The sequence below is a fragment of the Bacillus sp. CCB-MMP212 genome (assembly GCF_022748145.1).
Classification (GTDB): Bacteria; Bacillota; Bacilli; order Bacillales; family Bacillaceae_G; genus Bacillus_A; species Bacillus_A cereus.
The window spans coordinates 1-22,983 of the sequence record NZ_JALDQE010000011.1; the positions used below are offsets into that span (position 1 = coordinate 1).

The following is a 22,983-nucleotide window of genomic DNA, read 5'->3' on the forward strand; positions in this document are numbered from 1 at the left end:
CTCGGTAGCTCAGTCGGTAGAGCAGAGGACTGAAAATCCTCGTGTCGGCGGTTCGATTCCGTCCCGAGCCACCATTTATTTCAATAAAATACGCCGGCTTAGCTCAATTGGTAGAGCAACTGACTTGTAATCAGTAGGTTGGGGGTTCAAGTCCTCTAGCCGGCACCATGTAAGTTTCGGAGGGGTAGCGAAGTGGCTAAACGCGGCGGACTGTAAATCCGCTCCTTCGGGTTCGGCAGTTCGAATCTGCCCCCCTCCACCATTTACATAGGGGCATAGTTTAAAGGTAGAACTGAGGTCTCCAAAACCTCCAGTGTGGGTTCGATTCCTACTGCCCCTGCCAAATATATTTACACAACATGGCGGTTGTGGCGAAGTGGTTAACGCACCGGATTGTGGCTCCGGCATTCGTGGGTTCGATTCCCATCAGTCGCCCCATTTTTATTTTAAAAATTACAAATAATTTAATTGATACTTACATATAATTAAGTAAGAATTCGATGGGCTATAGCCAAGCGGTAAGGCAACGGACTTTGACTCCGTCATGCGCTGGTTCGAATCCAGCTAGCCCAGCCATTTTTGCGGAAGTAGTTCAGTGGTAGAATACAACCTTGCCAAGGTTGGGGTCGCGGGTTCGAATCCCGTCTTCCGCTCCAATAAAATTTAATATGGCGGCATAGCCAAGTGGTAAGGCAGAGGTCTGCAAAACCTTTATCACCGGTTCAAATCCGGTTGCCGCCTTTTCTTTTGTGCCGATGTGGCGGAATTGGCAGACGCGCACGACTCAAAATCGTGTTCCTTCGGGAGTGTCGGTTCGACCCCGACCATCGGTATCATGAACGTCGTAAAAAAACTCTATACAATTAGTATAGAGTTTTTTTGTTTTCTTTTCATTACATGACAAAATAAGCACAAAAAGTGTACGGTGAGTAAACTGCGAAACATTAAAAGGATAAAAACAAACATTCAATTTCATCCTTTTAATTGCGGTATTTAGAGAGAATTTCTCCACCCGGTGACATGAAGTTAAATCCGACACCACCAGTAGATATTAGTACATTATCAACGGTTAAGTTTATAATTTCTAAAAACTTCTTTTTAAACTCTTCTCTGTTGTACTTATACATTGTTGAGTGGCACGCCCACATTTGCGTTGAAGTACTTAACCAGTCCCCTAATTCCTTCAATTCAGGAAACGCCTCAAATTGGATTGGTTCATCTCATTTCATGAATCTTACTTGATAGATAGTTGGGTTTAACTTTTCTCCTATTCCTTTAAGAGTATGTGTGTTTTTTTCGTTTGAATGTGTCATAATTCTCCCTTCATCTTTTCTTTAAATTTTTTCCTATTTTTATTATACAACAGCAGAAAGTAATTATAGGGATATTATGGAAATAAGTATCAGCAATATAAAAAGACTCTAATAGAAATCTTAGAGTCTTTTTTGTTAAATTATATTATGTGATGCTAAAATTCGTAATAAACTTAGGAATTCATGTATAATATAACTTGTCGAAAGAACAAAATGATAGTGATTTATATTATGTCTGTAATATGAATCAAAAATGAACTTTTTATATTTCTTTTAAAAATGTGTTGAACACACATTATATTTCATATTAATATTTTTATGTAGATTTAAAACGAGAAAGAGAGTGGAAAGTATGGGCCGTAAATGGAACAATATTAAAGACAAAAAAGCATCAAAAGATGCAAATACAAGCCGTATATACGCGAAATTTGGACGTGAAATTTATGTGGCGGCAAAACAAGGCGAGCCAGATCCAGAATCAAACCAAGCGCTTAGAGTCGTATTAGAACGTGCGAAAACATACAATGTACCAAGAACAATTATTGATCGTGCAGTTGAAAAAGCAAAAGGCGGTTCAGAGGAAAATTATGACGAGCTTCGTTATGAAGGATTTGGACCAAATGGAGCTATGGTTATTGTAGATACACTTACAAATAACGTAAACCGTACTGCAGCAGATGTACGAGCTGCATTTAGCAAAAACAGTGGTAACATGGGTGTAAACGGTTCTGTAGCTTACATGTTTGATGCGACAGCTGTTATCGGCCTTGAAGGTAAAACATCAGATGAAGTTCTTGAAATTTTAATGGAAGCAGATGTAGATGCACGTGACATTCTAGAAGAAGAAGATGCTGTTATCGTGTATGCTGAACCAGATCAATTCCATTCAGTACAATCTGCACTTAAAGGTGCTGGTGTTGAAGAATTTACAGTTGCAGAATTAACAATGCTTGCACAAAGTGATGTTACACTTCCTGAAGATGCTCAAGTACAATTTGAGAAAATGGTGGATGCATTAGAAGATTTAGAAGATGTACAACAAGTTTACCACAACGTAGACTTAGGAGAGTAATACGATGAAAGCCCCTGTTCGCTTAACGAATAGGGGCTTTTTTTTTATGAAGTTAATTAAGGTGATGAATTATTAAAGGTATTTTGGTGTAGATAGGGAATATGCTTATAGGGATATATGAAATAACCATTATTTCTAGGAGGCTCAGTATGGAACATAAGACACCAAAGCATATAGTTGCCGTAGCAGGTTATTTAACAAATGAGAAAAATGAAGTGTTATTAACAAAGGTACACTGGCGAGCTGATACGTGGGAAATGCCAGGAGGACAGGTAGAAGAAGGAGAAGCACTCGATCAAGCTGTCTGTAGGGAAATAAAAGAGGAAACAGGGTTAACGGTGAAGCCTATCGGAATTACCGGGGTTTATTATAATGCCTCTATGCACATTCTAGCTGTTGTTTTTAAAGTAGCATATGTGAGTGGCGAAATAAAAATTCAACCTGAAGAAATACAAGAGGCTAAATTTGTTGATTTAAATGAAGAGAACATAGATGAGTATATAACGCGTCCTCATATGAAATCCAGAACGCTTGATGCAATGAGAGCAACACATTGTATTCCGTATGAAACGTGGGAAGTACAGCCATATAATTTAATAGGAAGATTGTAAAGAAAAGAGTAGCTGATTTGAGATACATTCAAATCACTACTCTTTTTTGTATACTGTTTAAGAAAAAGGTCAAAATAATAATAGTGTTAGTATTGATTTGCAGAACGTTTGTTCTGTATAATGTATATGTTATATACATTAAGATTACTAGATAGTCAAAAGTATATATATTTGTAGATGATATAATTAAAGTGTAAAGTGAAAATATAATAGCCTTAAGGCTTACTCTGTTATTGGTTATTCGTGATTGAATATAATCTATATTCAATATTTCAGATGAATAGTAGATAAAAAAGGTCTGTGATACAATACTTTTTTACCCCGCTATTTGCCGGGAACGTGATTGGTGAGGGTTGATTAAAGTTTCACTTTATACCTTACAATGATGTAAGGTACGTGTAAGAGAAATCGATGGGATATTTTTTTACAACAATGTATTCTTAAAGTAAGAGTTATATGCTGTGTGGAAAAGAGGTGTTCAAGATGAAAGAACGAGTATTATCTAGGGTGAACTATCATCAAAAAGTTGCATTAAATCCACTGACTAAACTTTTTTATAAAGCCATTATATTATTATTATTGTTAAGTTGTACGTTATTATTCATTGGAAATGTAATGATTGAGAAAAGTGACATTAGTAAATTACATGTACCGGCTAATTTAGAGGTGCCAGAATCATTAACACATGCATTTATTGCGACAGAAGATAAAAGATTTTATCATCATAACGGTTTAGATTATATAGCAATTATTAGGGCCTCTGTTGAGAATATAAAGGCTGGTGGTGTCGTGCAAGGAGGAAGCACGATTACACAGCAGCTATCTAAAAATGCTTTTTTAACGAATGAGCGTACATTTTCTCGTAAGTGGAAAGAGATTTTTTATACGAAAAAAATTGAACGCACATTTACGAAGGATGAAATTTTAAAATTATATGTAAGTAACATTTATTATGGTGAAGGAGCATGGGGAATTGAAAAAGCAGCAAACCTTTACTTCGGTAAAAAGGTGAACCAATTAACGTTGGCTGAAAGTGCAATGATGGCTGCTGTAGTAAAAGCACCTGCTTATTACTCACCTGCCCAAAATTATGATAAAGCAGTAGAGAGACGAAATGTCGTTTTGAGACTAATGGAGAAAGAAGGCTATATAAGCCATGATGAGTATGTTCAAGCAGTTAGTGAGAAATTAGTAATTCGTCATGATATAAAAATAGAGCAGTCGATGTTAAATAGTGCGCGTAAAAAAGCAGTAAGTTAAGAGAAGTTCCTAAAGAGGAGCTTCTTTTTTTGAATAAATTGTGACAAATTGTGACACAATATCGTCACAATTATTGTGTTTTTGTAATTTATGTGAGCGTGTTCATTGCGTGACGTATATAAGTGTTGATATTATGTGTATTGTGTACAATGCTGTATACAGAATATGAAATTAAAGAGGAATGTATATGAAATCAAATAAACTCATGGCTCTTGGTATAGTTTTTTCTATCGCAGTATTGATTGTAATTGGAACAATTGCGTATAGCATCATAAATGACAAAAAAGATAAAGGGAATGAGATGTTTGCTTATTCTACGCAACAATCTTTAGGGAAAGATGATGCTCCAGTTAAGGTAGTTGAATTTGGAGACTTTAAATGTCCTGCTTGTCGTACTTGGGATGTAACAGTATTACCTCGATTAAAAGAAGAGTATATTGATAAAGGCAAAGTGCAGTTATATTTTATTAACTTCCCATTTATCGGAAAAGACTCGGATTTAGGTGCAGCAGCTGGTGAAGCAATTTATAAACAAGATAAAGATTCATTCTGGATTTTCTATGATGAGATTTATCAAAATCAAAAGAAAGATACGGAAGAATGGATTACAGAAGATTTGCTTCTTAGCATTGTGAAAGAGAAACTTCCAAAAGTTGATGTAGAGCAATTTAAGAAAGATTTACACAGTAAAGAAATTACAGAAAAAGTACGTAAAGATTCAGATCGTGCTCAAAAATTAAAAGTTCAAGGTGCTCCTTCAGTATATGTAAACGGAAATCTTGCAAACCCTGATTTCGATAGTATGAAGAAGGCCATTGATAAAGAATTGAAAAAGTGATGAGGTCTCTCATCACTTTTTCGACTTTTTTCGATAAAATTCTTGCCTCTATTTTTTTAACATGCTATACTACTTTACATAAGTTATTCTAATATCTTATATGTAATTCATATTTGCGGGTGTAGTTTAGTGGTAAAACAAGAGCCTTCCAAGCTCTGGTCGAGAGTTCGATTCTCTTCACCCGCTCCAAATTTTATTAAATGTTTTTCTATAAATTGTGATCAACGCAGTGTTTCGTTTCCGAGATAAACGAGGCATTGCGTTTTTTAATGTTTGAAAAATATAATTACATGCGAAAATAGAAGTAAATAATAGTATTCCAAAAGTGAATTACTAACCAATAAAGTCGTTACATAAGGGATGATGGATTCATCTGAGGAGGCGATTAAGAGTGGATTTTGAACAATTAAAGCAAGATGTAATTGCGTATAGTAAAACAATTGGTATAGATAAAATAGGCTTTGCAAGTGCTTCTCCTTTTGAGGAATTAAAGCAGCGCTTAATCCAGCAACAACAATTAAATTATCAATCTGGATTTGAAGAGCCTGATATAGAGAAGAGAACGAATCCGCAACTTTTATTACCGGGTGCTAAATCAATTATTGCGATTGCTTTAGCATATCCTTCAAAATTAAAAAATGCACCATTAAGTAAGCGTGGAGAACGCCGTGGAATTTTTTGCCGTGCTTCTTGGGGACAAGATTATCATCTTGTTTTACGAGATCGTTTGCAAAAATTAGAAGCATATTTAATTGAAAAACTTCCAGATATAGAAGTGAAGTCCATGGTTGATACAGGTGAATTAAGTGATCGAGCTGTATCAGAGCGTGCAGGCATTGGCTGGAGTGGGAAAAACTGTGCTATTATTACACCTAAATTTGGTTCTTACGTATACTTAGGGGAAATGATTACAAATGTTCCATTCCCGCCAGATAAGCCGATAGAAGATCAATGCGGGGGCTGTACGAAATGTATCGATATTTGTCCTACAGGTGCTTTAATACAGGGGGGACAGTTAGATTCGAAGAAGTGCATTGCGTTTTTAACACAGACGAAAGGATTCCTACCTGAAGAATATCGCGATAAAATAGGAAATCGTATATATGGATGTGATACGTGTCAGACTGTTTGTCCGAAAAATAAAGGAATGGATTTTCATAATCATCCTGAGATGGAGCCGGATCCTGAGCTAGTTAAACCATTATTAACGCCACTTTTAACAATTAGTAATCGTGATTTTAAAGAGAAATATGGGATTATGTCAGGGTCATGGAGAGGGAAAAAGCCACTGCAAAGAAATGCGATTTTAGCATTAGCACATTTTAAAGAAGCATCGGCAATTCCTGATTTAATTGGTGTTATGAAAGATGACCCAAGACCGGTATTGCGTGGAACGGCAGCATGGGCACTTGGGAAAATTGGCGGAGATGGAGTAGGCGAAGCGATTGAGAAAGCGATGGAACGTGAGAAAGATGAAGAAGTGCTTCATGAAATGGATCGCGGGCTTGAATTGTTAGCACAGAAAAAAGAGTAGATAATATTTCCCTTTTTCATATTGTAATATGGGAGGGAAACGAAATGGCTGTAAAAATGAATATTGAAAAGCAAGTACAACAGTTTTTAGCATATATCACAGAGAAACGAACAGACATGGATGGTATTGCTGAGGATTTACTACAAATGGCACAGAGAAAGAAACAATTGTTTCAAAGGCGTAGTGCACATATAGTGAAAGCAACTGCGGATGTTTCTTTCATTAGGCAATTAAATAGTAATGACCATCAAGAAATTGATTATCAAATACATTTTAAATATTTAATTAAGCATAAAGAATTATTTTATATTGAAGAGGAACAATTAAAACGAAGAGTTTGTTTAAATAATAGTCGGATTATAAGCGATTATGATATTGAAGTGTCAGAAGAAATTAGAATGGGTGAGACATTAGAAAGGGAAATTACGAAAGAGAAGTACGGTTCTTATCAATATAATCGTTTAGAGGCAGTGAAATATGCAGAGCGTTGGTGGGATGACCGAAATCCTATGTATCGTAATTTCCCTGATAATTGTACGAATTTCATTTCTCAATGTCTTCATACTGGAGAAGTACCTATGAACGGATATCCTAATATTCGTAAAGGATGGTGGCAAAGGGAGAATCAGTGGAGTTGGAGCTGGGCTGTTGCACATTCTTTTTATTGGTATTTGTCAGGTGCTACAACAGGACTTCGAGCAGAGGCGGTAGAGAGGCCAGAAGAACTTATTCTTGGAGATGTTATTGCTTATGATTTCGAGGATGACGGAAGATGGAATCATACGACGATTGTAGTAGCAAAAGATGCAGATGGTATGCCGCTTGTAAATGCACATTCAGCGAATAGCCGTCGACGTTATTGGAACTATGAAGACTCTAGTAAATATACACCACAAATGAAATATAAATTCTTTCATATTATTAATGGGTAGAGATTTTTCGCTCAAGTGGTATAATACGTAGTAGACAAAAAACAGAGGTGAATATCGCGTGGGAGTACATGTTGTTTTATATCAGCCAGAAATTCCAGCAAATACAGGGAATATTGCTCGTACTTGTGCAGCAACTGGAACAGAATTACATTTGATTAGACCGCTTGGATTTTCAACGGATGATAAAATGTTAAAGCGTGCCGGATTAGATTATTGGCAGCACGTGAAAATTACGTATTATGATTCAATTGAAGAATTTTATGAAAAAAATAAAGATGGTGAATTCTTCTATTTAACGAAGTATGGCGAGAAAGCTCATACAGCGTTTGACTATAGCAAGCGCGAGAAGGATTACTATTTTGTATTTGGAAGAGAAACAAACGGCTTACCAGCTAATGTAATCGAAGAAAACTTTGATCATTGTTTACGTATTCCAATGACAGATAAAGTACGTTCATTAAATTTATCTAATACAGCAGCAATTTTAATTTATGAAGCATTCCGTCAACAAAATTACCCTGGATTAGATTTAGAAATCGTTTATTAAAAGTCGCCATATGGCGACTTTTTTTTATAAAATAAAAATAATATGTGATCATACGTTTAAAAGAGAGGACATAATCATATAGAATGGGATATATGATTAAAAATAGATAAGACGGGTTGAGATAAATATGAAGGAAGAATATAGTAATCAAAATACCTTTTTAAGTATGATAGATATGGATTTAATTAGACAAGGGTTATTACATGCTATTCAAGATTTAGTATTTATATTGAAAGTTATTGATGATGAAACGTTTAAATATATGTATGTGAATAAAATAGGAATGGATTATGCTAGGTTAAGCGAAGAGTGCTATGGAAAAACTTTTGCAGAAGTATTACCAAAAGATATAGCGGGGATATTGCAAAGGCAATATGAAAAAGTAGTGAGAGAAGCGAAAGCACACACTTTTTGTGATGTAGTCAAATTACCAAAAGGTGAGATACATTATGAATCTTCACTTAATCCTGTCTGCGATGAAGAAGGAATATGTCAATTTGTTATTTGTATTACAAGAGATATTACAGCTCAAATTGAGGAGAAGACAGAGATAGAGGAAAAACAAATGTTATTTAAGTCGTTACTGGAATATAATAATGACTCAATTATATCTATAGATTCTATAGGGAGAGTTACATATGCAAACCCGGCAACGTATGAAATATTTGGATACCGGTATGAGGAATTAAATAATAAATTTATTTTTGAATTCATTAATAAAGAATATGAAAAAGATTTTCAAATTATATTTAAGGGATCAATGCAAGGAAAAGCAAAACAAATTGTTTCAAAGAAATATATTCATAAAGAAGGGTACGAGCTATATATTTCTTTGAGAACTATCCCGATTATTGTGAACGGTGAAATTGTTGGAGTTTATATTGTTACGAGAGATGTTACAAGGCAAGTATTAAACGAAATGCGAACAGAATATTTAGCTTACTATGACCAGTTAACGGGATTAATGAATAGAATTTCATGTGCAAATAAGTTAAATACTTTTTTAAATGAGAGTATAAATTTTGCGCTTGTATTTATAGATTTAGATGAGTTTCATCGTATTAATGATACATTTGGTCATAAAGAGGGAGATAAAGTATTACAAAAAGTTACAGAATGTTTAAGCAATCTAAAAATAGAAGATATGCACTTATTTAGAGAACACGATGATCAATTTGTTATGTTAATAGAAAATATAACGAAAGAATGTGTAGAGGAAGTTGCAAAAAGCATACTGAAAAATATTAGTGAATATTTTGTAATCGAAGAAGAAGATGTATATTTAAGTGCGTCAATTGGAATTGTAATGGCTCCAGCAGATGGAGAAGATGAAAAAATACTATTTCAGAGGGTCGATGCTGCTTTAGAAAAAGCAAAAGAAAAAGGAAAAGGACATTATCATTTTTATTGTAGTGGATTAGACTGTGAGCGTGAACAAAGGTTTATAATAGAAAACCAGTTACATCGTGCTATAGAAAAAAACGAGTTTTTCTTATATTATCAGCCACAAATTAATATTGAAACGAAAAAAATAGCTAGTATGGAAGCTTTAATAAGGTGGGAGAATAAGGAATTAGGATTTGTTTCTCCAAACCAATTTATTCCGTTGGCAGAAAGAACAGGATTTATTATTAAGCTCGATGAATGGGTAGTAAATCAAGTGTGTCAGCAACTGCGCGAATGGTTAAATAAAGGATATGAAGTGGTCCCAATTGCAGTTAATATTTCAGCTAGACACTTTCGCTCTATTACATTAATAGAGATGATTACACGGGCTTTAAATAAGTACAATGTACCAGCTCATTTATTAGCGATAGAGGTTACAGAAGGAGCTCTTATACATAAAGATATATCGAAGAGAGTGTTACTACAATTAAAAGAACAAAATTTAAAGATTCATTTAGATGATTTTGGAACAGGCTATTCATCTTTAAGTTACTTAAAAACATATCCAATTGATACTTTAAAGATTGATCGTTCTTTTATGGAAGGTATACATATAGATGAACGTGATACGAATATTACAGCTGCAATTATCCATTTAGCTCATACCTTAGAATTGAATGTAATTGCAGAGGGAGTAGAAAAAAAGGAGCAAATACAGTTTTTGAAAGAAAAGAATGTGAAGCTTGTACAAGGTTATTATTATAGCCGACCACTATCCAAATATGATATGGAAAATATGTATTATAAATAATGCATAAAAAAATGATGTGCTAAAAGCACATCATTTTTTATGTGTACCTGGTTTGTCATTGTAACCGGATGTAAAAATAGCTGTAAGAAATGTGAGTGATACACCTAAAATTAATAATAATTTCATACTAATATCCTCCTTACTTTTTTCGGTTCACGAGTTTTATTTATTACCCAAAATGTATGTAAGGTTCTTAGAAGAAAAGAATTTATTTATAATGAATAGCAGTGTAAAAACGTTAATACCTATATTATACAGAATTTTCTTTGAATTTTGGAGAGAATTTTAGCGTGCTATTATATATTTCGTTTTGATTTAAAGAATGTTTAAGGACATCCTAGCATACCTTTTATAATAATCCGATTGAACAAGGAGATGGGGGAGGAGCTATAATGGATATTCTAAAAAAGATTGAACAGCATCGAGCAGCAGAAGAACGTTTACAATGGGAAGGTACGTTTGCGGAGTATTTGGAGCTTGTGAAAGAAAGACCATGGGTGGCTCAAACAGCACACTCTCGCATTTACAATATGATAAAAGATGCCGGAATTGAAGAAGTTGATGGTAGAAGAAAGTATAACTTCTTTAGTAATCAGCTCTTTGGATTAGAGGATGCTCTAGAACGTCTTGTAGAAGAATATTTTCATCCATCTGCAAAACGATTAGATGTTAGAAAAAGAATTTTATTATTAATGGGTCCTGTTAGTGGAGGGAAATCAACGTTAGTTACGATGTTGAAACGAGGATTAGAAACATATTCAAGAACAGATCGCGGAGCAATTTTTGCAATTAAAGGATGCCCAATGCATGAGGATCCACTGCATTTAATTCCACATCATTTACGAGATGATTTCTTTGATGAGTATGGAGTTAGAATTGAAGGGAATTTATCACCACTAAATGTCATGCGTTTAGAGCAAGAATACGGATCAAGAATTGAGGATGTAGTTGTAGAGCGTATTTTCTTCTCTGAAGATCGCCGTACAGGGATTGGTACATTTAGCCCGTCTGATCCAAAATCACAGGATATTGCAGATTTAACAGGTAGTCTGGACTTTTCTACGATTGCAGAATATGGTTCAGAATCAGATCCGCGTGCGTATCGATTTGATGGAGAATTAAATAAGGCAAACCGAGGAATGATGGAGTTCCAAGAGATGTTAAAATGCGATGAGAAGTTTTTATGGCACTTATTATCGCTTACGCAAGAAGGGAATTTCAAAGCGGGAAGATTTGCGCTTATTTCAGCAGATGAATTAATTGTAGCGCATACAAATGAAACAGAGTATCGCTCATTTATAGCAAATAAGAAAAATGAAGCATTGCACTCAAGAATTATTGTAATGCCAGTTCCTTATAATTTACGAGTAAGTGAAGAAGAACATATTTATGAAAAAATGATTCGTGAAAGTGATGTGTCGAATGTTCACATTGCACCACACACACTTCGCGTTGCAGCAATGTTCACTATTTTAACTCGTTTAAAAGATCCGAAGCGTCCGGATATTGATTTAATTAAAAAGATGCGTTTGTATGATGGAGAAACTGTAGAAGGTTATAATGCGATTGATGTAGAAGAATTACAACGCGAATATCAAGATGAAGGTATGAAGGGTATTGATCCTCGTTATGTCATTAACCGAATTTCGTCTACAATCATTCGAAAAGAGGTACCATCTATTAACGCTTTAGATGTACTGAGATCTTTAAAAGATGGGCTGGATCAGCATCCGTCGATTAGTAATGAAGACCGTGAACGTTATATGAATTTCATCTCATTAGCGAGAAAAGAATACGATGAAATTGCGAAGAAAGAAGTACAAAAAGCGTTTGTTTATTCATATGAAGAATCAGCTAAGACGCTTATGGATAATTACTTAGATAACGTCGAGGCGTACTGCAATAAATCGAAATTACGTGATCCGTTAACAGGGGAAGAAATGAGTCCAGATGAAAAATTAATGCGCTCAATTGAAGAGCAAATTGGAATTTCAGAAAATGCTAAGAAAGCATTCCGTGAAGAGATTTTAATTCGCATTTCTGCTTATGCCCGTAAAGGAAAACGCTTTGATTATAATTCACATGAACGTCTTCGTGAAGCGATTCAGAAAAAACTATTTGCTGATTTAAAAGATATAGTAAAAATTACAACATCAACGAAAACACCGGACGAAAATCAGCTTAAGAAAATCAATGATGTTGTTGCGCGTTTAATTGATGAGCATGGCTATAATTCTTCTTCAGCAAATGAATTACTACGCTATGTAGGTAGCTTGTTAAACCGATAGTTTGATAACAAAACGCTGTCTCTTGTATTTTGCGGGACAGCGTTTTATTATCCGTTCATATGTGTGTAAAGTGTCATACCTTGTCCAAATGTAATAAATTAAGATGCAATTTCATGAATTTATTGTCAATTATTTTTACAATATGCATATGATAGAGTAACCAACCATTCATACGAAAAAAGCCAACACAATACAATATGTTGCAAAGTAAAAATGTGTGCAACAATGCATTGTGTTTCTTTCTTATCAGTGGCTGAATATTTCTTTCTATTATGTGAGTGGCAAAATTTTGTTTAGGATGCTCGGGGTATTGTATGAAAAACGTTATAAATGTTTATGGGATGATTTTCTATGGGCAGTTACCTTTCAAATATTCTAGCTTGCACATTACAGAACAAAATTTGTAGCTTGCTGTTCATACAGGAAGACAATTACAGTAAGGAGGGAAAGGAATGGGCGAAGAAAATCAACCAAATTATACGATTTCACAGGAAAACTGGTCCCTCCATCGCAAAGGATATGACGACCAACAACGCCATCAAGAAAAAGTACAAGAGGCAATTAAGAATAATTTACCCGATCTTGTAACAGAAGAAAGTATAGTTATGTCTAATGGCAAGGATGTTGTAAAAATACCAATTCGTTCTCTAGATGAATATAAGATTAGATACAATTATGATAAAAATAAACATGTTGGGCAAGGAAATGGTGACAGCAAAGTTGGTGATGTCGTTGCGAGAGATGGATCAGGTGGTCAAAAACAAAAAGGGCCAGGAAAAGGGCAAGGAGCAGGAGATGCAGCTGGGGAAGATTACTATGAAGCTGAAGTCTCTATTTTAGAATTAGAGCAGGCGTTTTTCAGAGAGTTAGAGCTGCCTAATTTAAAGAGAAAAGAAATAGATGAAAACCGGATTGAACATGTTGAATTTAATGACATTAGAAAAACAGGATTGTGGGGAAATATCGATAAGAAACGAACAATGATATCTGCATATAAACGAAATGCGATGCGTGGTAAAGCATCTTTCCATCCAATTCATCAAGAAGATTTAAAGTTCCGCACTTGGAATGAAGTATTAAAGCCAGATTCAAAGGCTGTTGTGTTAGCGATGATGGATACGAGTGGATCGATGGGAATGTGGGAGAAGTATATGGCACGTAGCTTCTTTTTCTGGATGACAAGATTTTTACGCACAAAGTATGAAACAGTTGATATTGAATTTATTGCTCATCATACAGAAGCGAAAGTCGTTACAGAAGAAGAATTCTTTTCAAAAGGAGAAAGTGGTGGAACAATCTGCTCCTCCGTATACAAAAAAGCACTCGAGCTAATCGATAATAAATATTCACCAGATCGCTATAATATTTATCCATTCCATTTTTCGGATGGTGATAATTTAACATCAGATAATGCTAGATGTGTAAAGCTTGTGGAAGAATTAATGAAGAAGTGTAATATGTTTGGGTATGGGGAAGTGAACCAGTATAATCGCCATAGTACACTTATGTCAGCCTATAAAAATATTAAAGATGAAAACTTTAGATACTATATTTTAAAGCAAAAAGCAGACGTATTTCATGCGATGAAAAGCTTTTTTAGAGAAGAATCAGGTGAGAAAATGGCATAACCTCTTTTAAAGAGGTTCTTTTTTTGTAAACTTTTTATTTTCCCAGTTGACAATGATAATGAAAATCATTGTCATTTATTCGAGAAATGATTACATTTCGAATTATATATTTTGGAGGAGATGTAAAGTTGAAACAAAATAAAAGAAAACGTATAAATGCAATGGTTATAGCGGCGGCGTTATCACTTCCGTTTGCTGTTTATTCAACACCTTCTTTAGCGGCAGTGGCAATTGAGGCGAATAAAACTGGACATGTTTTAGAAGATGGTACATATGACGCTGTTATTAAGGCGTATAAAGATAAAACGAATGAAGAGTCTATGGCAGCTGTGTATATAAAAAACCCTACATTAACAATTGAGAATGGAAAGAAAATTGTAACAGCAACGTTAAGTGATAGTGATTTCTTTCAATACTTGAAAACAGAGGATATTCATACTCCAGGTGTGTTTCATGATGTGAAAGTAATATCAGAAGATAAAAAGAAAAATGGGACGAAAGTAATTCAGTTTGAAGTAGGGGAATTAGGAAAAAGGTATAATATGCGAATGCATATTTATATTCCAACAATGGCCTATGATAATAAGTACCAAGTACAGTTTGAAGTAAATACATTGAATTTAGAGAACAATGTTCCAGAAAAACAAAAGGAAAATAAAGAGGAGCAACAAGATGAAAACGGAAATGTAATATTAGATAAGCAATTACAAAAATATATTAATAAATATAACTTAAATAGAGATAATGTAGATGCGCCAATCACAAAGAAAGATTTATTACAAATTAAAACATTATCCATTTATTCAGGCAAAGGAATAACTGAAATAACTGGTTTAGAGTATATGACAAACTTAGAGAAGTTGACGTTACGAGAGTCTAATGTAAAAGACATATCAGCCATCTCGAAATTGAGAGGTTTGAAGTACGTTGATTTAACGTCTAATTCAATTGAAAGTATTCACCCAATTGAGCAGTTAGAGAATATTAATATGCTTTTTTTAAGAGATAATAAAATTTCTGATCTTACACCATTAAGTAAAATGAAAAAAATTAAAACATTAGATTTAATCGGTAATAACATTAAAGATATCCAACCATTATTTACATTATCAACTATGAAACAATTATACTTAGCAAATAATCAAATTAGTGATCTTACGGGAATTGATCGATTAAATAATGTGGAACTATTATGGATAGGGAACAATAAAATTAATAATGTTGAATCTATTAGTAAAATGAGTAATCTTATTGAACTAGAAATTTCTGATAGTGAAATAAAAGATATATCATCACTATCTCAATTAGGAAATTTACAAGTGCTGAATTTAGAAGAGAATTATATCTCTGATATATCGCCGTTGAGCACTTTAACAAATTTACATGAGATAAATCTTGGAGCAAATGAAATTTTTGACGTAAGGCCTGTTGAGGAATTAGGTAAGCGAATTTCAATTGACATTCAAAGACAAAAAATCTTTTTAAATGAAGCAAGTGTAGATGAAGAAATAAAAATCCCAGTATACAACCTTAAAGGAGAGCTACTTCAAAATATTAATCTACAAAGTGAGGGGGCTACTCTGAATAACGGATTTATAAAATGGAATAGTCCTGGAGAAAAAATATATGAATTTAAACTAGATACTAATTCTACTGAAAGTAAAATAAGATTTAATGGCACGGTTATACAGAATATAGTTGAAAAACAAAAAGAAAGTCAAAATGTAATTCTCGATAAAACTTTACAACAACATATTAATAAAGAGAATTTAGGTAGAGAGAATGTAAACGCTCCTATCACAAAAGAAGATTTATTACAGATTAAAAAATTAGAGATACTTAAAGAAAAAGGAAATGAGATAAAAGATATAACAGGTTTAGAATACATGACGAACTTAGAAAAACTCACTTTAGAAGGAGTAGGCCTGAAAAATATTGAGTTTATCTCAAACTTGAAACAATTGAATAATGTGAATGTATCTCATAATCAAATTGAAGATATAACACCACTATCTTCATTGGAAAATTTACAGTGGTTAAATCTTGCGGACAATCATATTAAAGATGTAACGGTTATTGGTTCCATGCTAAACTTATTTAGCTTAAATTTAGCTGGAAATGAGATTCGTGATGTAAGGCCGTTAATACAATTAGGTCAGTGGTTTACAATTGATGTTGGAAGACAAAATATCATTTTAAATGATGCAAAAATAAACGAAGAAATTCAAGTTCCTGTATATGATTTAGAAGGAGAAAGTATTGAAAATATTCAATTGGTAAGTGAGGGAGGGACGTTTAATAACGGAGTAATAAAATGGAGTACCCTAGGTGAAAAGGTGTATCAATTTGATTTAGATTCTGATGAAATTAGTATAAGATTTAACGGAACAGTTATACAGAATATAGTGGGAAAAGAAGATGAGCAAGAGCCAACAAAAGAAGAAGTAAAAGAGCCAACAAAAGAAGTTGAAGAGGTAAAAGAAGAAGTAAAAGAACCAACGAAAGAAGTTGAAGAAACGAAAGAAGAAGTAAAAGAACCGGTAAAAGAAGTTGAAGAAACAAAAGAAGAAGTAAAAGAACCGGTAAAAGAAGTTGAAGAAGCGAAAGAAGAAATAAAAGAGCCAATAAAAGAGGTTGAAGAAGCAAAAGAAGAAGTAAAAGAATCAACGAAAGAAATTGAAGAAGCGAAAGAAGAAATAAAAGAGCCAATAAAAGAGGTTGAAGAAGCAAAAGAAGAAGTAAAAGAACCAACGAAAGAAATTGAAGAAGCGAAAGAAGAAGTAAAAGAGCCAACGAAAGAAGTTGAAGAGGTAAAAGAATCAGCAACAGGATTGGATCAAGAGCCAAAAGAGAATAATCAAGTTGTTGAAAAAGAGGGAAGAAAAGCAGATACTTTAAATAAACAACATGCTAATAAGTCTGAGGAAGATAAGAAATTTTTACCATCAACAGGCGGTGAAGCTAACACATCGACTTTATTTTCTGGAATAACACTTGTTCTTTCCGCACTAAGTATGTTCGTATTTAGAAAGAGATTATTTAAGAAATAAATAACGTTTAATCTTATTATTATGTATAATTAATATTATTTTTTTTGAGAAGACATTATCATGGCAGTTTCATTAGAAACATGCATATGATGATGTCTTTTTGTATGAGAAATAGAGTGAAAAACCCATTCGTATGAAAATAATATTTCATATGAATGGGTTTTATTAATTTACTTTTTTCCTCAGTCATCACGGATTCAGAAGTAATTTGAGGTGCCAATTGTTACATAACTTTTTTTATTTTTTGAGATACTTCTTTCGTTTGCGAATTAACATCTTCTTTTCGCAGCTCTTTAAAGAGCGAAGTAACCATAAGAACGACTACGATAGAAAATGGTAGTGCTGCGATTATAGCTGCAATTTGTAGTGCATTTAATCCTCCAGCTTGTAATAAAAGAGCTGCAATGATCGCGATTGTTAATCCCCATATAAGTTTTAAACTATTTTTCGGTGATAAGCTTCCGTTACTCGTTTGCATGGAAACAACAAATGTTGCTGAATCAGCAGAAGTAACGAAAAATGTGGCTACTAAAATTAACCCGATAATCGTTAAAAATGTAGAGAATGGTAGATGTGAAATAACAGCAAATAATCCAATCTCTGTACCATTTTTTGCAATTTCATCAGCTATTCCAAGCGATTGGAACATTTCCATATGAATTGCGGTACCACCAAATACTGCAAACCAAAATGTACAGATAAGAGTTGGGACTAATACAACTCCAAAAATAAATTCTTTTATTGTACGCCCTTTAGAAATACGTGCGATAAATGTGCCGACGAATGGAGACCAAGAAATCCACCATCCCCAATAGAAAATAGTCCAGTTTTCAATCCAAGAAGAAGATTTTTCATTAAATGCTCCTAAATTTAATCCCATACTAGGCAAAGCTCCAATATAAGAACCGAGTGTAGATGTGAAATATTTCATAATAAATACGGTTGGCCCTAAAAGTAAGAAAGAGATGAGTAAAATACCTGCAAGAGAGAAATTCAAGTTACTCAAATATTTAATCCCACGATCTAAGCCAGTTTGTGCACTTGTTAAATATAAAACAGCGAAGATAGCTATAAGTACGAGCTGGGTAAGTAAAGTGTTATGAATGGAAGGGAATATATAGCTTAATCCTCCAGCAATTTGTTGAGCACCAATCCCAACAGATGGTACAATGCCAAACACTGTGGCTAAAACAGCTAAAATATCAACTGTTTTTCCGATACGAGAATTTTTCGATCGATTAAATAATGGAGTAACTGTAGCCCCGATAGTGCTACCTTTTTGTTTGCGGAATGTGAAATATGCAATTGTTAAAGCGACCATTGCGTATAGTGACCACGGAAAGAGTCCCCAGTGGAAAAATGAATATTGCATAGCGAGTTTGGCGCTTTCTTCTGTACCTGCTTTTCCTGTTAATGGATCTGTAAAATGTGAAATCGGTTCAGCGATTCCATAAAAGAGGAGTCCAATTCCCATTCCTGCCCCAAACAACATGGATAGCCAAGATGGATAATTATATTTTGGCTTTTCTCCATCTTTACCAAGACGAATAGAACCGTACTTAGAAAATGCTAAATAAGCAGCCAAAATAATCATTGTAGTCATAAGTAGAGAGTAAAACCACCCAAATTTATTGAGGATAAATGAGTTTAAAGAAGATGTAACACTTTGTAAATCGTAGCCTTGTATCCAACTTGCTGGGGTAATTCCCCATATAATGAATAATGTTGTTAGCAAGAAGGAGATATAAAATACACTGTTTTCTTTTTTTATCATAGAATCCCACCCTTATTTAATAAAGTTAACAATTATAATAATCATAACAATTAAGTTTTTAATTGTCAAAAAATTCCCTTTATGTAACATGAAAGGATGTAATTTGTTTTAGGGAGGTAAAGAGAAATGCGTTCACGATATGTACAAATTATAGGAAGAAATAATATGAAATATTGCATTTTATATTGTTACATCCAGATTTTATGTTAAATTCTTGAGTGGAATATTAAAATAGGGGGCAAGGATATGAACAAGAAATCAAAGATCAATAAAGTGATGCTTAGCATTAGTACAATGGCTTTATCGTTAGGGGCACTTCAAACTCATGCAGCAGCGGAAGAAAAAGTACCGTATAACGTGTTGAAAACGAAACCGGTTGGAATTGAAAAGTCGGTAGATGAAGTTGGACATATTTCAAAAGTTGATGAAACTTTATCATTTCAAGAACGTTTAAAAGTAGGAGATTTTTCACAGCGACCAGCATCTATTACGAAGAAAACTGCAGTAAAGCAAGTTAAAGAAAGCTATTCAATGGCTGATTTAAACAAAATGAATGATCAAAAATTAGTTGAAACGTTAGGCAGTATTAAGTGGCACCAAATTACAGACTTATTCCAGTTTAATGAAGATGCAAAGGCTTTTTATAAAGATAAAGGAAAAATGCAAGTCATTATAGATGAATTAGCTCATAGAGGTAGTTCATTTACGAAAGATGATTCAAAAGGAATTCAAACGTTTACTGAAGTGTTGCGTTCAGCTTTTTATCTTGCATTTTATAATAGTGAATTAAGCGACTTAAATGAAAGAAGCTTCCAGGATAAATGTTTACCTGCTTTAAAAGCAATCGCAAAAAATCCAAACTTTAAGCTTGGTACAGTTGAACAAGATACAGTCGTATCTGCATACGGTAAATTAATTAGTAATGCTTCAAGCGATGTTGAAACGGTTCAATACGCATCGAATATTTTAAAGCAATACAATGATAATTATACTACTTATGTAAATGATCGAATGAAGGGACAAGCAATATACGATATTATGCAAGGTATTGACTATGATATACAGTCGTACTTAACTGAGGCTCGTAAAGAAGCGAATGAAACGATGTGGTATGGAAAAGTAGATGGGTTTATTAATGAAATAAATCGTATTGCTCTTCTAAATGAAGTAACGCCAGAAAATAAATGGCTCGTTAATAATGGCATTTATTTTGCTAGCCGTTTAGGGAAATTTCATAGCAATCCGAATAAAGGATTAGAGGTTGTTACACAAGCAATGCATATGTACCCGCGCTTAAGTGAACCGTATTTTGTTGCAGTAGAACAAATTACAACAAATTATAATGGTAAAGATTATAGCGGGAATACAGTAGATTTAGAGAAAATACGTAAAGAAGGAAAAGAGCAATACTTACCAAAAACGTACACATTCGACGATGGATCAATTGTGTTCAAAACAGGAGATAAAGTATCAGAAGAAAAAATTAAGAGACTATATTGGGCTGCGAAGGAAGTAAAGGCACAGTATCACCGTGTAATTGGAAATGACAAAGCGTTAGAGCCAGGAAATGCGGATGATGTATTAACGATCGTAATTTATAATAGTCCAGATGAATATCAGTTAAATAGACAATTGTATGGATATGAAACAAACAACGGTGGAATTTATATTGAAGAGACAGGTACATTCTTTACATATGAGCGTACACCAGAGCAAAGTATTTATAGTTTAGAAGAGTTATTCCGTCATGAATTTACTCATTATCTGCAAGGGAGATATGAAGTTCCTGGTTTATTTGGAAGAGGAGATATGTATCAAAATGAAAGGCTAACTTGGTTCCAAGAAGGAAATGCAGAGTTTTTCGCAGGATCTACTCGTACGAATAACGTTGTACCAAGAAAGAGTATAATTAGCGGATTATCATCTGATCCTGCAAGCCGTTATACAGCAGAGCGTACACTATTTGCTAAATACGGTTCTTGGGATTTCTATAATTACTCGTTCGCATTGCAGTCTTACTTATATACGCATCAGTTTGAAACATTTGATAAAATTCAAGATTTGATTCGTGCGAATGACGTAAAAAATTATGATGCATATCGTGAAAATCTAAGTAAAGATCCTAAGTTAAATAAAGAGTATCAAGAGTATATGCAGCAGTTAATTGATAAGCAAGATACATACACTGTACCAAAAGTAGCTGATGATTATTTAGCTGAACATGCAACGAAGTCGTTAGCAGCGGTGAAGAAAGAAATTAGTGATACGTTGCCTATGAAAGATACAAAAATGACAAAACATAATTCTCAATTCTTTAATACATTTACATTAGAAGGTACGTATACAGGTAGTGTCACAAAAGGTGAATCAGAAGATTGGAAAGCGATGAGTAAAAGAGTAAATGAATCTTTAGAACAATTGGCGCAAAAAGAATGGAGTGGCTACAAAACTGTTACAGCATACTTCGTCAATTATCGTGTGAATAGCTCAAATGAATTTGAATATGATGTAGTCTTCCATGGAATCGCAAAAGATGATGGAGAAAATAAAGCTCCAACGGTTAATATAAATGGCCCTTATAGTGGTCTTGTAAAAGAGGGAATTCAATTTAAAAGTGATGGCTCAAACGATGAAGATGGAAAAATTGCTTCTTATTTATGGGAATTTGGAGATGGAAGCACAAGTGCAGAAGTGAATCCAGTACATGTATATGAAAGAGAAGGTTCTTATAAAGTATCGTTAAGAGTAAAAGATGATAAGGGAAAAGAGAGCAGAAGCGAAACAACTGTTACGATTAAAGATGGAAGTTTAACAGAATCAGAACCAAATAATCGTCCAGAGGAAGCAAATCGTATCGGGCTAAATAGTACTATAAAAGGTAGTCTTATTGGCGGGGACCACACTGATGTTTATACATTTAATGTAGCATCAGCGAAAGATATCGACATTTCTGTTTTAAATGAGTATGGAATTGGGATGACATGGGTACTTCACCATGAATCAGATATGCAAAATTATGCGGCTTACGGTCAAGCTAATGGGAATCATATAGAAGCAAAATTTAATGCAAAACCAGGTAAGTATTACTTGTATGTATATAAATATGATAATGGCGATGGAACATACGAATTGTCAGTAAAATAAGTGCTTTTCCAATGTATGTTTAACTTTACTTTTTGTGGAAAATAGTATATTATATAGATATATAATATATCGGTTATTTTCTAGGAGGAGCCTGTCACAATAGGTTTCTCCTGTTCTTTTTTAGAGGCCTGTCTTACAGGCTTTTATTTAAAAGGTAAATGACTGAAAATTAAGAACAATAATCTTTGAAAGAGGTGGGGCATACACATAACAAAAAAGGGATTGTTTAAGAGAGGGGGATAAGAAATGGCTTTGTTTGGTTATCCACTTGAAACAATTTATTTATATGGATTTATTATTGCTACTATACTCACTGTTATTTATATCTTCTTTGGAGATATATTTGAATCGATATTTAGTTTTGGGGGCGGATCTGTATCCGTTGTTACTTTATTACTTAGTTTTTTCGCCATGTTATGTGGACTTAGTTATATAGGAGAATATTTATTTTCCTTTAATAGCATTCTTATTTTCGGGGCTGCATGTGCTATATCCTTTATTGGTGTATTTATAATGAAAATATTAATTTTAAAGCCGATTGCAGAAGCAGAACAAAATACCGTACAACGTATGGATGAATTTATCGGTTGCAAAGGAGAAGTCATTACGACAATTCCTACAGAAGGATTTGGTGAAGTATTAATTTCATCCCAATTTGGAAGTAATGCAATCCCAGCTAAAACAGTTGGAAAAAAAGATATTTCGCAAGGAACAGAGGTTATTATCGAGGGAGTCCAAGATGGTGTTTTACTTGTACAAAACATCGCTTATTCTTTAAAGAAACCAAAATTATAA

14 protein-coding genes, 9 tRNA genes and 1 pseudogene are annotated in these 22,983 nt (G+C 33.8%); 22 read left to right on the plus strand and 2 right to left on the minus strand.

Annotation, left to right across the window (positions count from 1 at the left end; genetic code table 11):
* Positions 1 to 92 precede the first annotated feature (92 nt).
* The 8 genes from MRP26_RS24150 to MRP26_RS24185 all read left to right on the plus strand — a co-directional run bounded on the left by MRP26_RS24150 (position 93) and on the right by MRP26_RS24185 (position 833).
* Positions 93 to 168, plus strand: a tRNA-Thr gene (locus MRP26_RS24150).
* A 10-nt stretch (positions 169 to 178) separates the two neighbouring features.
* A tRNA-Tyr gene (locus MRP26_RS24155) sits at positions 179 to 262 on the plus strand.
* Positions 263 to 269: 7 nt separating this feature from the next.
* Positions 270 to 343 (plus strand) — tRNA-Trp (locus MRP26_RS24160).
* Positions 344 to 362: 19 nt separating this feature from the next.
* Positions 363 to 438 (plus strand) — tRNA-His (locus MRP26_RS24165).
* A gap of 63 nt (positions 439 to 501) precedes the next feature.
* Positions 502 to 576 (plus strand) — tRNA-Gln (locus MRP26_RS24170).
* Positions 577 to 581: 5 nt separating this feature from the next.
* A tRNA-Gly gene (locus MRP26_RS24175) sits at positions 582 to 656 on the plus strand.
* A gap of 14 nt (positions 657 to 670) precedes the next feature.
* Positions 671 to 741, plus strand: a tRNA-Cys gene (locus tag MRP26_RS24180).
* A gap of 10 nt (positions 742 to 751) precedes the next feature.
* Positions 752 to 833 (plus strand) — tRNA-Leu (locus MRP26_RS24185).
* Positions 834 to 993: 160 nt separating this feature from the next.
* On the opposite strand, the pseudogene MRP26_RS24190 reads toward MRP26_RS24185, so the two are convergent.
* Positions 994 to 1,313, minus strand: a pseudogene (locus MRP26_RS24190) (DUF3884 family protein).
* Between the two features lie 352 nt (positions 1,314 to 1,665).
* On the opposite strand from MRP26_RS24190, the gene MRP26_RS24195 reads away from it, so the two are divergent.
* The 12 genes from MRP26_RS24195 (at position 1,666) to MRP26_RS24250 (ending at position 17,270) form a co-directional block, all read left to right on the plus strand.
* On the plus strand, positions 1,666 to 2,385 hold the full coding sequence (locus MRP26_RS24195) for a YebC/PmpR family DNA-binding transcriptional regulator (RefSeq protein ID WP_000532949.1): 720 nt from the start codon (positions 1,666 to 1,668) through the stop codon (positions 2,383 to 2,385).
* A gap of 149 nt (positions 2,386 to 2,534) precedes the next feature.
* Positions 2,535 to 2,996, plus strand: coding sequence for an NUDIX hydrolase (locus MRP26_RS24200; RefSeq protein WP_000400463.1), 462 nt, complete (start codon positions 2,535 to 2,537; stop codon positions 2,994 to 2,996).
* 483 nt (positions 2,997 to 3,479) lie between these two features.
* Entirely contained in the window at positions 3,480 to 4,256 is a 777-nt protein-coding gene (locus MRP26_RS24205; RefSeq protein WP_197241409.1) for a transglycosylase domain-containing protein, read from the plus strand.
* A gap of 187 nt (positions 4,257 to 4,443) precedes the next feature.
* Positions 4,444 to 5,094, plus strand: a complete 651-nt coding sequence (locus MRP26_RS24210) for a DsbA family protein (protein ID WP_000841308.1) — start codon at positions 4,444 to 4,446, stop codon at positions 5,092 to 5,094.
* A gap of 115 nt (positions 5,095 to 5,209) precedes the next feature.
* Positions 5,210 to 5,283, plus strand: a tRNA-Gly gene (locus MRP26_RS24215).
* A 202-nt stretch (positions 5,284 to 5,485) separates the two neighbouring features.
* Positions 5,486 to 6,628 carry a tRNA epoxyqueuosine(34) reductase QueG gene (gene queG / locus MRP26_RS24220; protein ID WP_242807017.1) on the plus strand — a complete coding sequence of 381 codons (1,143 nt, stop codon included), beginning with the start codon at positions 5,486 to 5,488 and terminating at the stop codon, positions 6,626 to 6,628.
* 44 nt (positions 6,629 to 6,672) lie between these two features.
* The gene (locus tag MRP26_RS24225; RefSeq protein ID WP_053565312.1) at positions 6,673 to 7,560 is read left to right on the plus strand and encodes an amidase domain-containing protein; all 888 of its coding nucleotides are present in this window, start codon (positions 6,673 to 6,675) and stop codon (positions 7,558 to 7,560) included.
* A gap of 58 nt (positions 7,561 to 7,618) precedes the next feature.
* Positions 7,619 to 8,107, plus strand: a complete 489-nt coding sequence (trmL, locus tag MRP26_RS24230; protein WP_000538147.1) for a tRNA (uridine(34)/cytosine(34)/5-carboxymethylaminomethyluridine(34)-2'-O)-methyltransferase TrmL — start codon at positions 7,619 to 7,621, stop codon at positions 8,105 to 8,107.
* 127 nt (positions 8,108 to 8,234) lie between these two features.
* Complete coding sequence (locus tag MRP26_RS24235) at positions 8,235 to 10,304, plus strand: sensor domain-containing protein (protein ID WP_098126484.1); 2,070 nt, start codon at positions 8,235 to 8,237, stop codon at positions 10,302 to 10,304.
* A gap of 392 nt (positions 10,305 to 10,696) precedes the next feature.
* The gene (locus tag MRP26_RS24240) at positions 10,697 to 12,592 is read left to right on the plus strand and encodes a PrkA family serine protein kinase (RefSeq protein ID WP_000353273.1); all 1,896 of its coding nucleotides are present in this window, start codon (positions 10,697 to 10,699) and stop codon (positions 12,590 to 12,592) included.
* A gap of 452 nt (positions 12,593 to 13,044) precedes the next feature.
* Positions 13,045 to 14,220, plus strand: a complete 1,176-nt coding sequence (gene yhbH, locus MRP26_RS24245) for a sporulation protein YhbH (protein WP_000503516.1) — start codon at positions 13,045 to 13,047, stop codon at positions 14,218 to 14,220.
* A gap of 128 nt (positions 14,221 to 14,348) precedes the next feature.
* Positions 14,349 to 17,270: a leucine-rich repeat domain-containing protein gene (locus tag MRP26_RS24250; RefSeq protein WP_242807019.1), complete on the plus strand. Its 2,922-nt coding sequence runs from the start codon at positions 14,349 to 14,351 to the stop codon at positions 17,268 to 17,270.
* A 223-nt stretch (positions 17,271 to 17,493) separates the two neighbouring features.
* On the opposite strand, the gene opuD is transcribed toward MRP26_RS24250, so the two are convergent.
* Positions 17,494 to 19,044: a glycine betaine transporter OpuD gene (gene opuD, locus MRP26_RS24255; protein WP_053565299.1), complete on the minus strand. Its 1,551-nt coding sequence runs from the start codon at positions 19,042 to 19,044 to the stop codon at positions 17,494 to 17,496.
* Positions 19,045 to 19,290: 246 nt separating this feature from the next.
* On the opposite strand from opuD, the gene colA reads away from it, so the two are divergent.
* Both colA and MRP26_RS24265 read left to right on the plus strand, forming a co-directional pair.
* Positions 19,291 to 22,188, plus strand: a complete 2,898-nt coding sequence (gene colA / locus MRP26_RS24260) for a collagenase ColA (RefSeq protein ID WP_242807021.1) — start codon at positions 19,291 to 19,293, stop codon at positions 22,186 to 22,188.
* 246 nt (positions 22,189 to 22,434) lie between these two features.
* Complete coding sequence (locus tag MRP26_RS24265; RefSeq protein WP_053565297.1) at positions 22,435 to 22,983, plus strand: NfeD family protein; 549 nt, start codon at positions 22,435 to 22,437, stop codon at positions 22,981 to 22,983.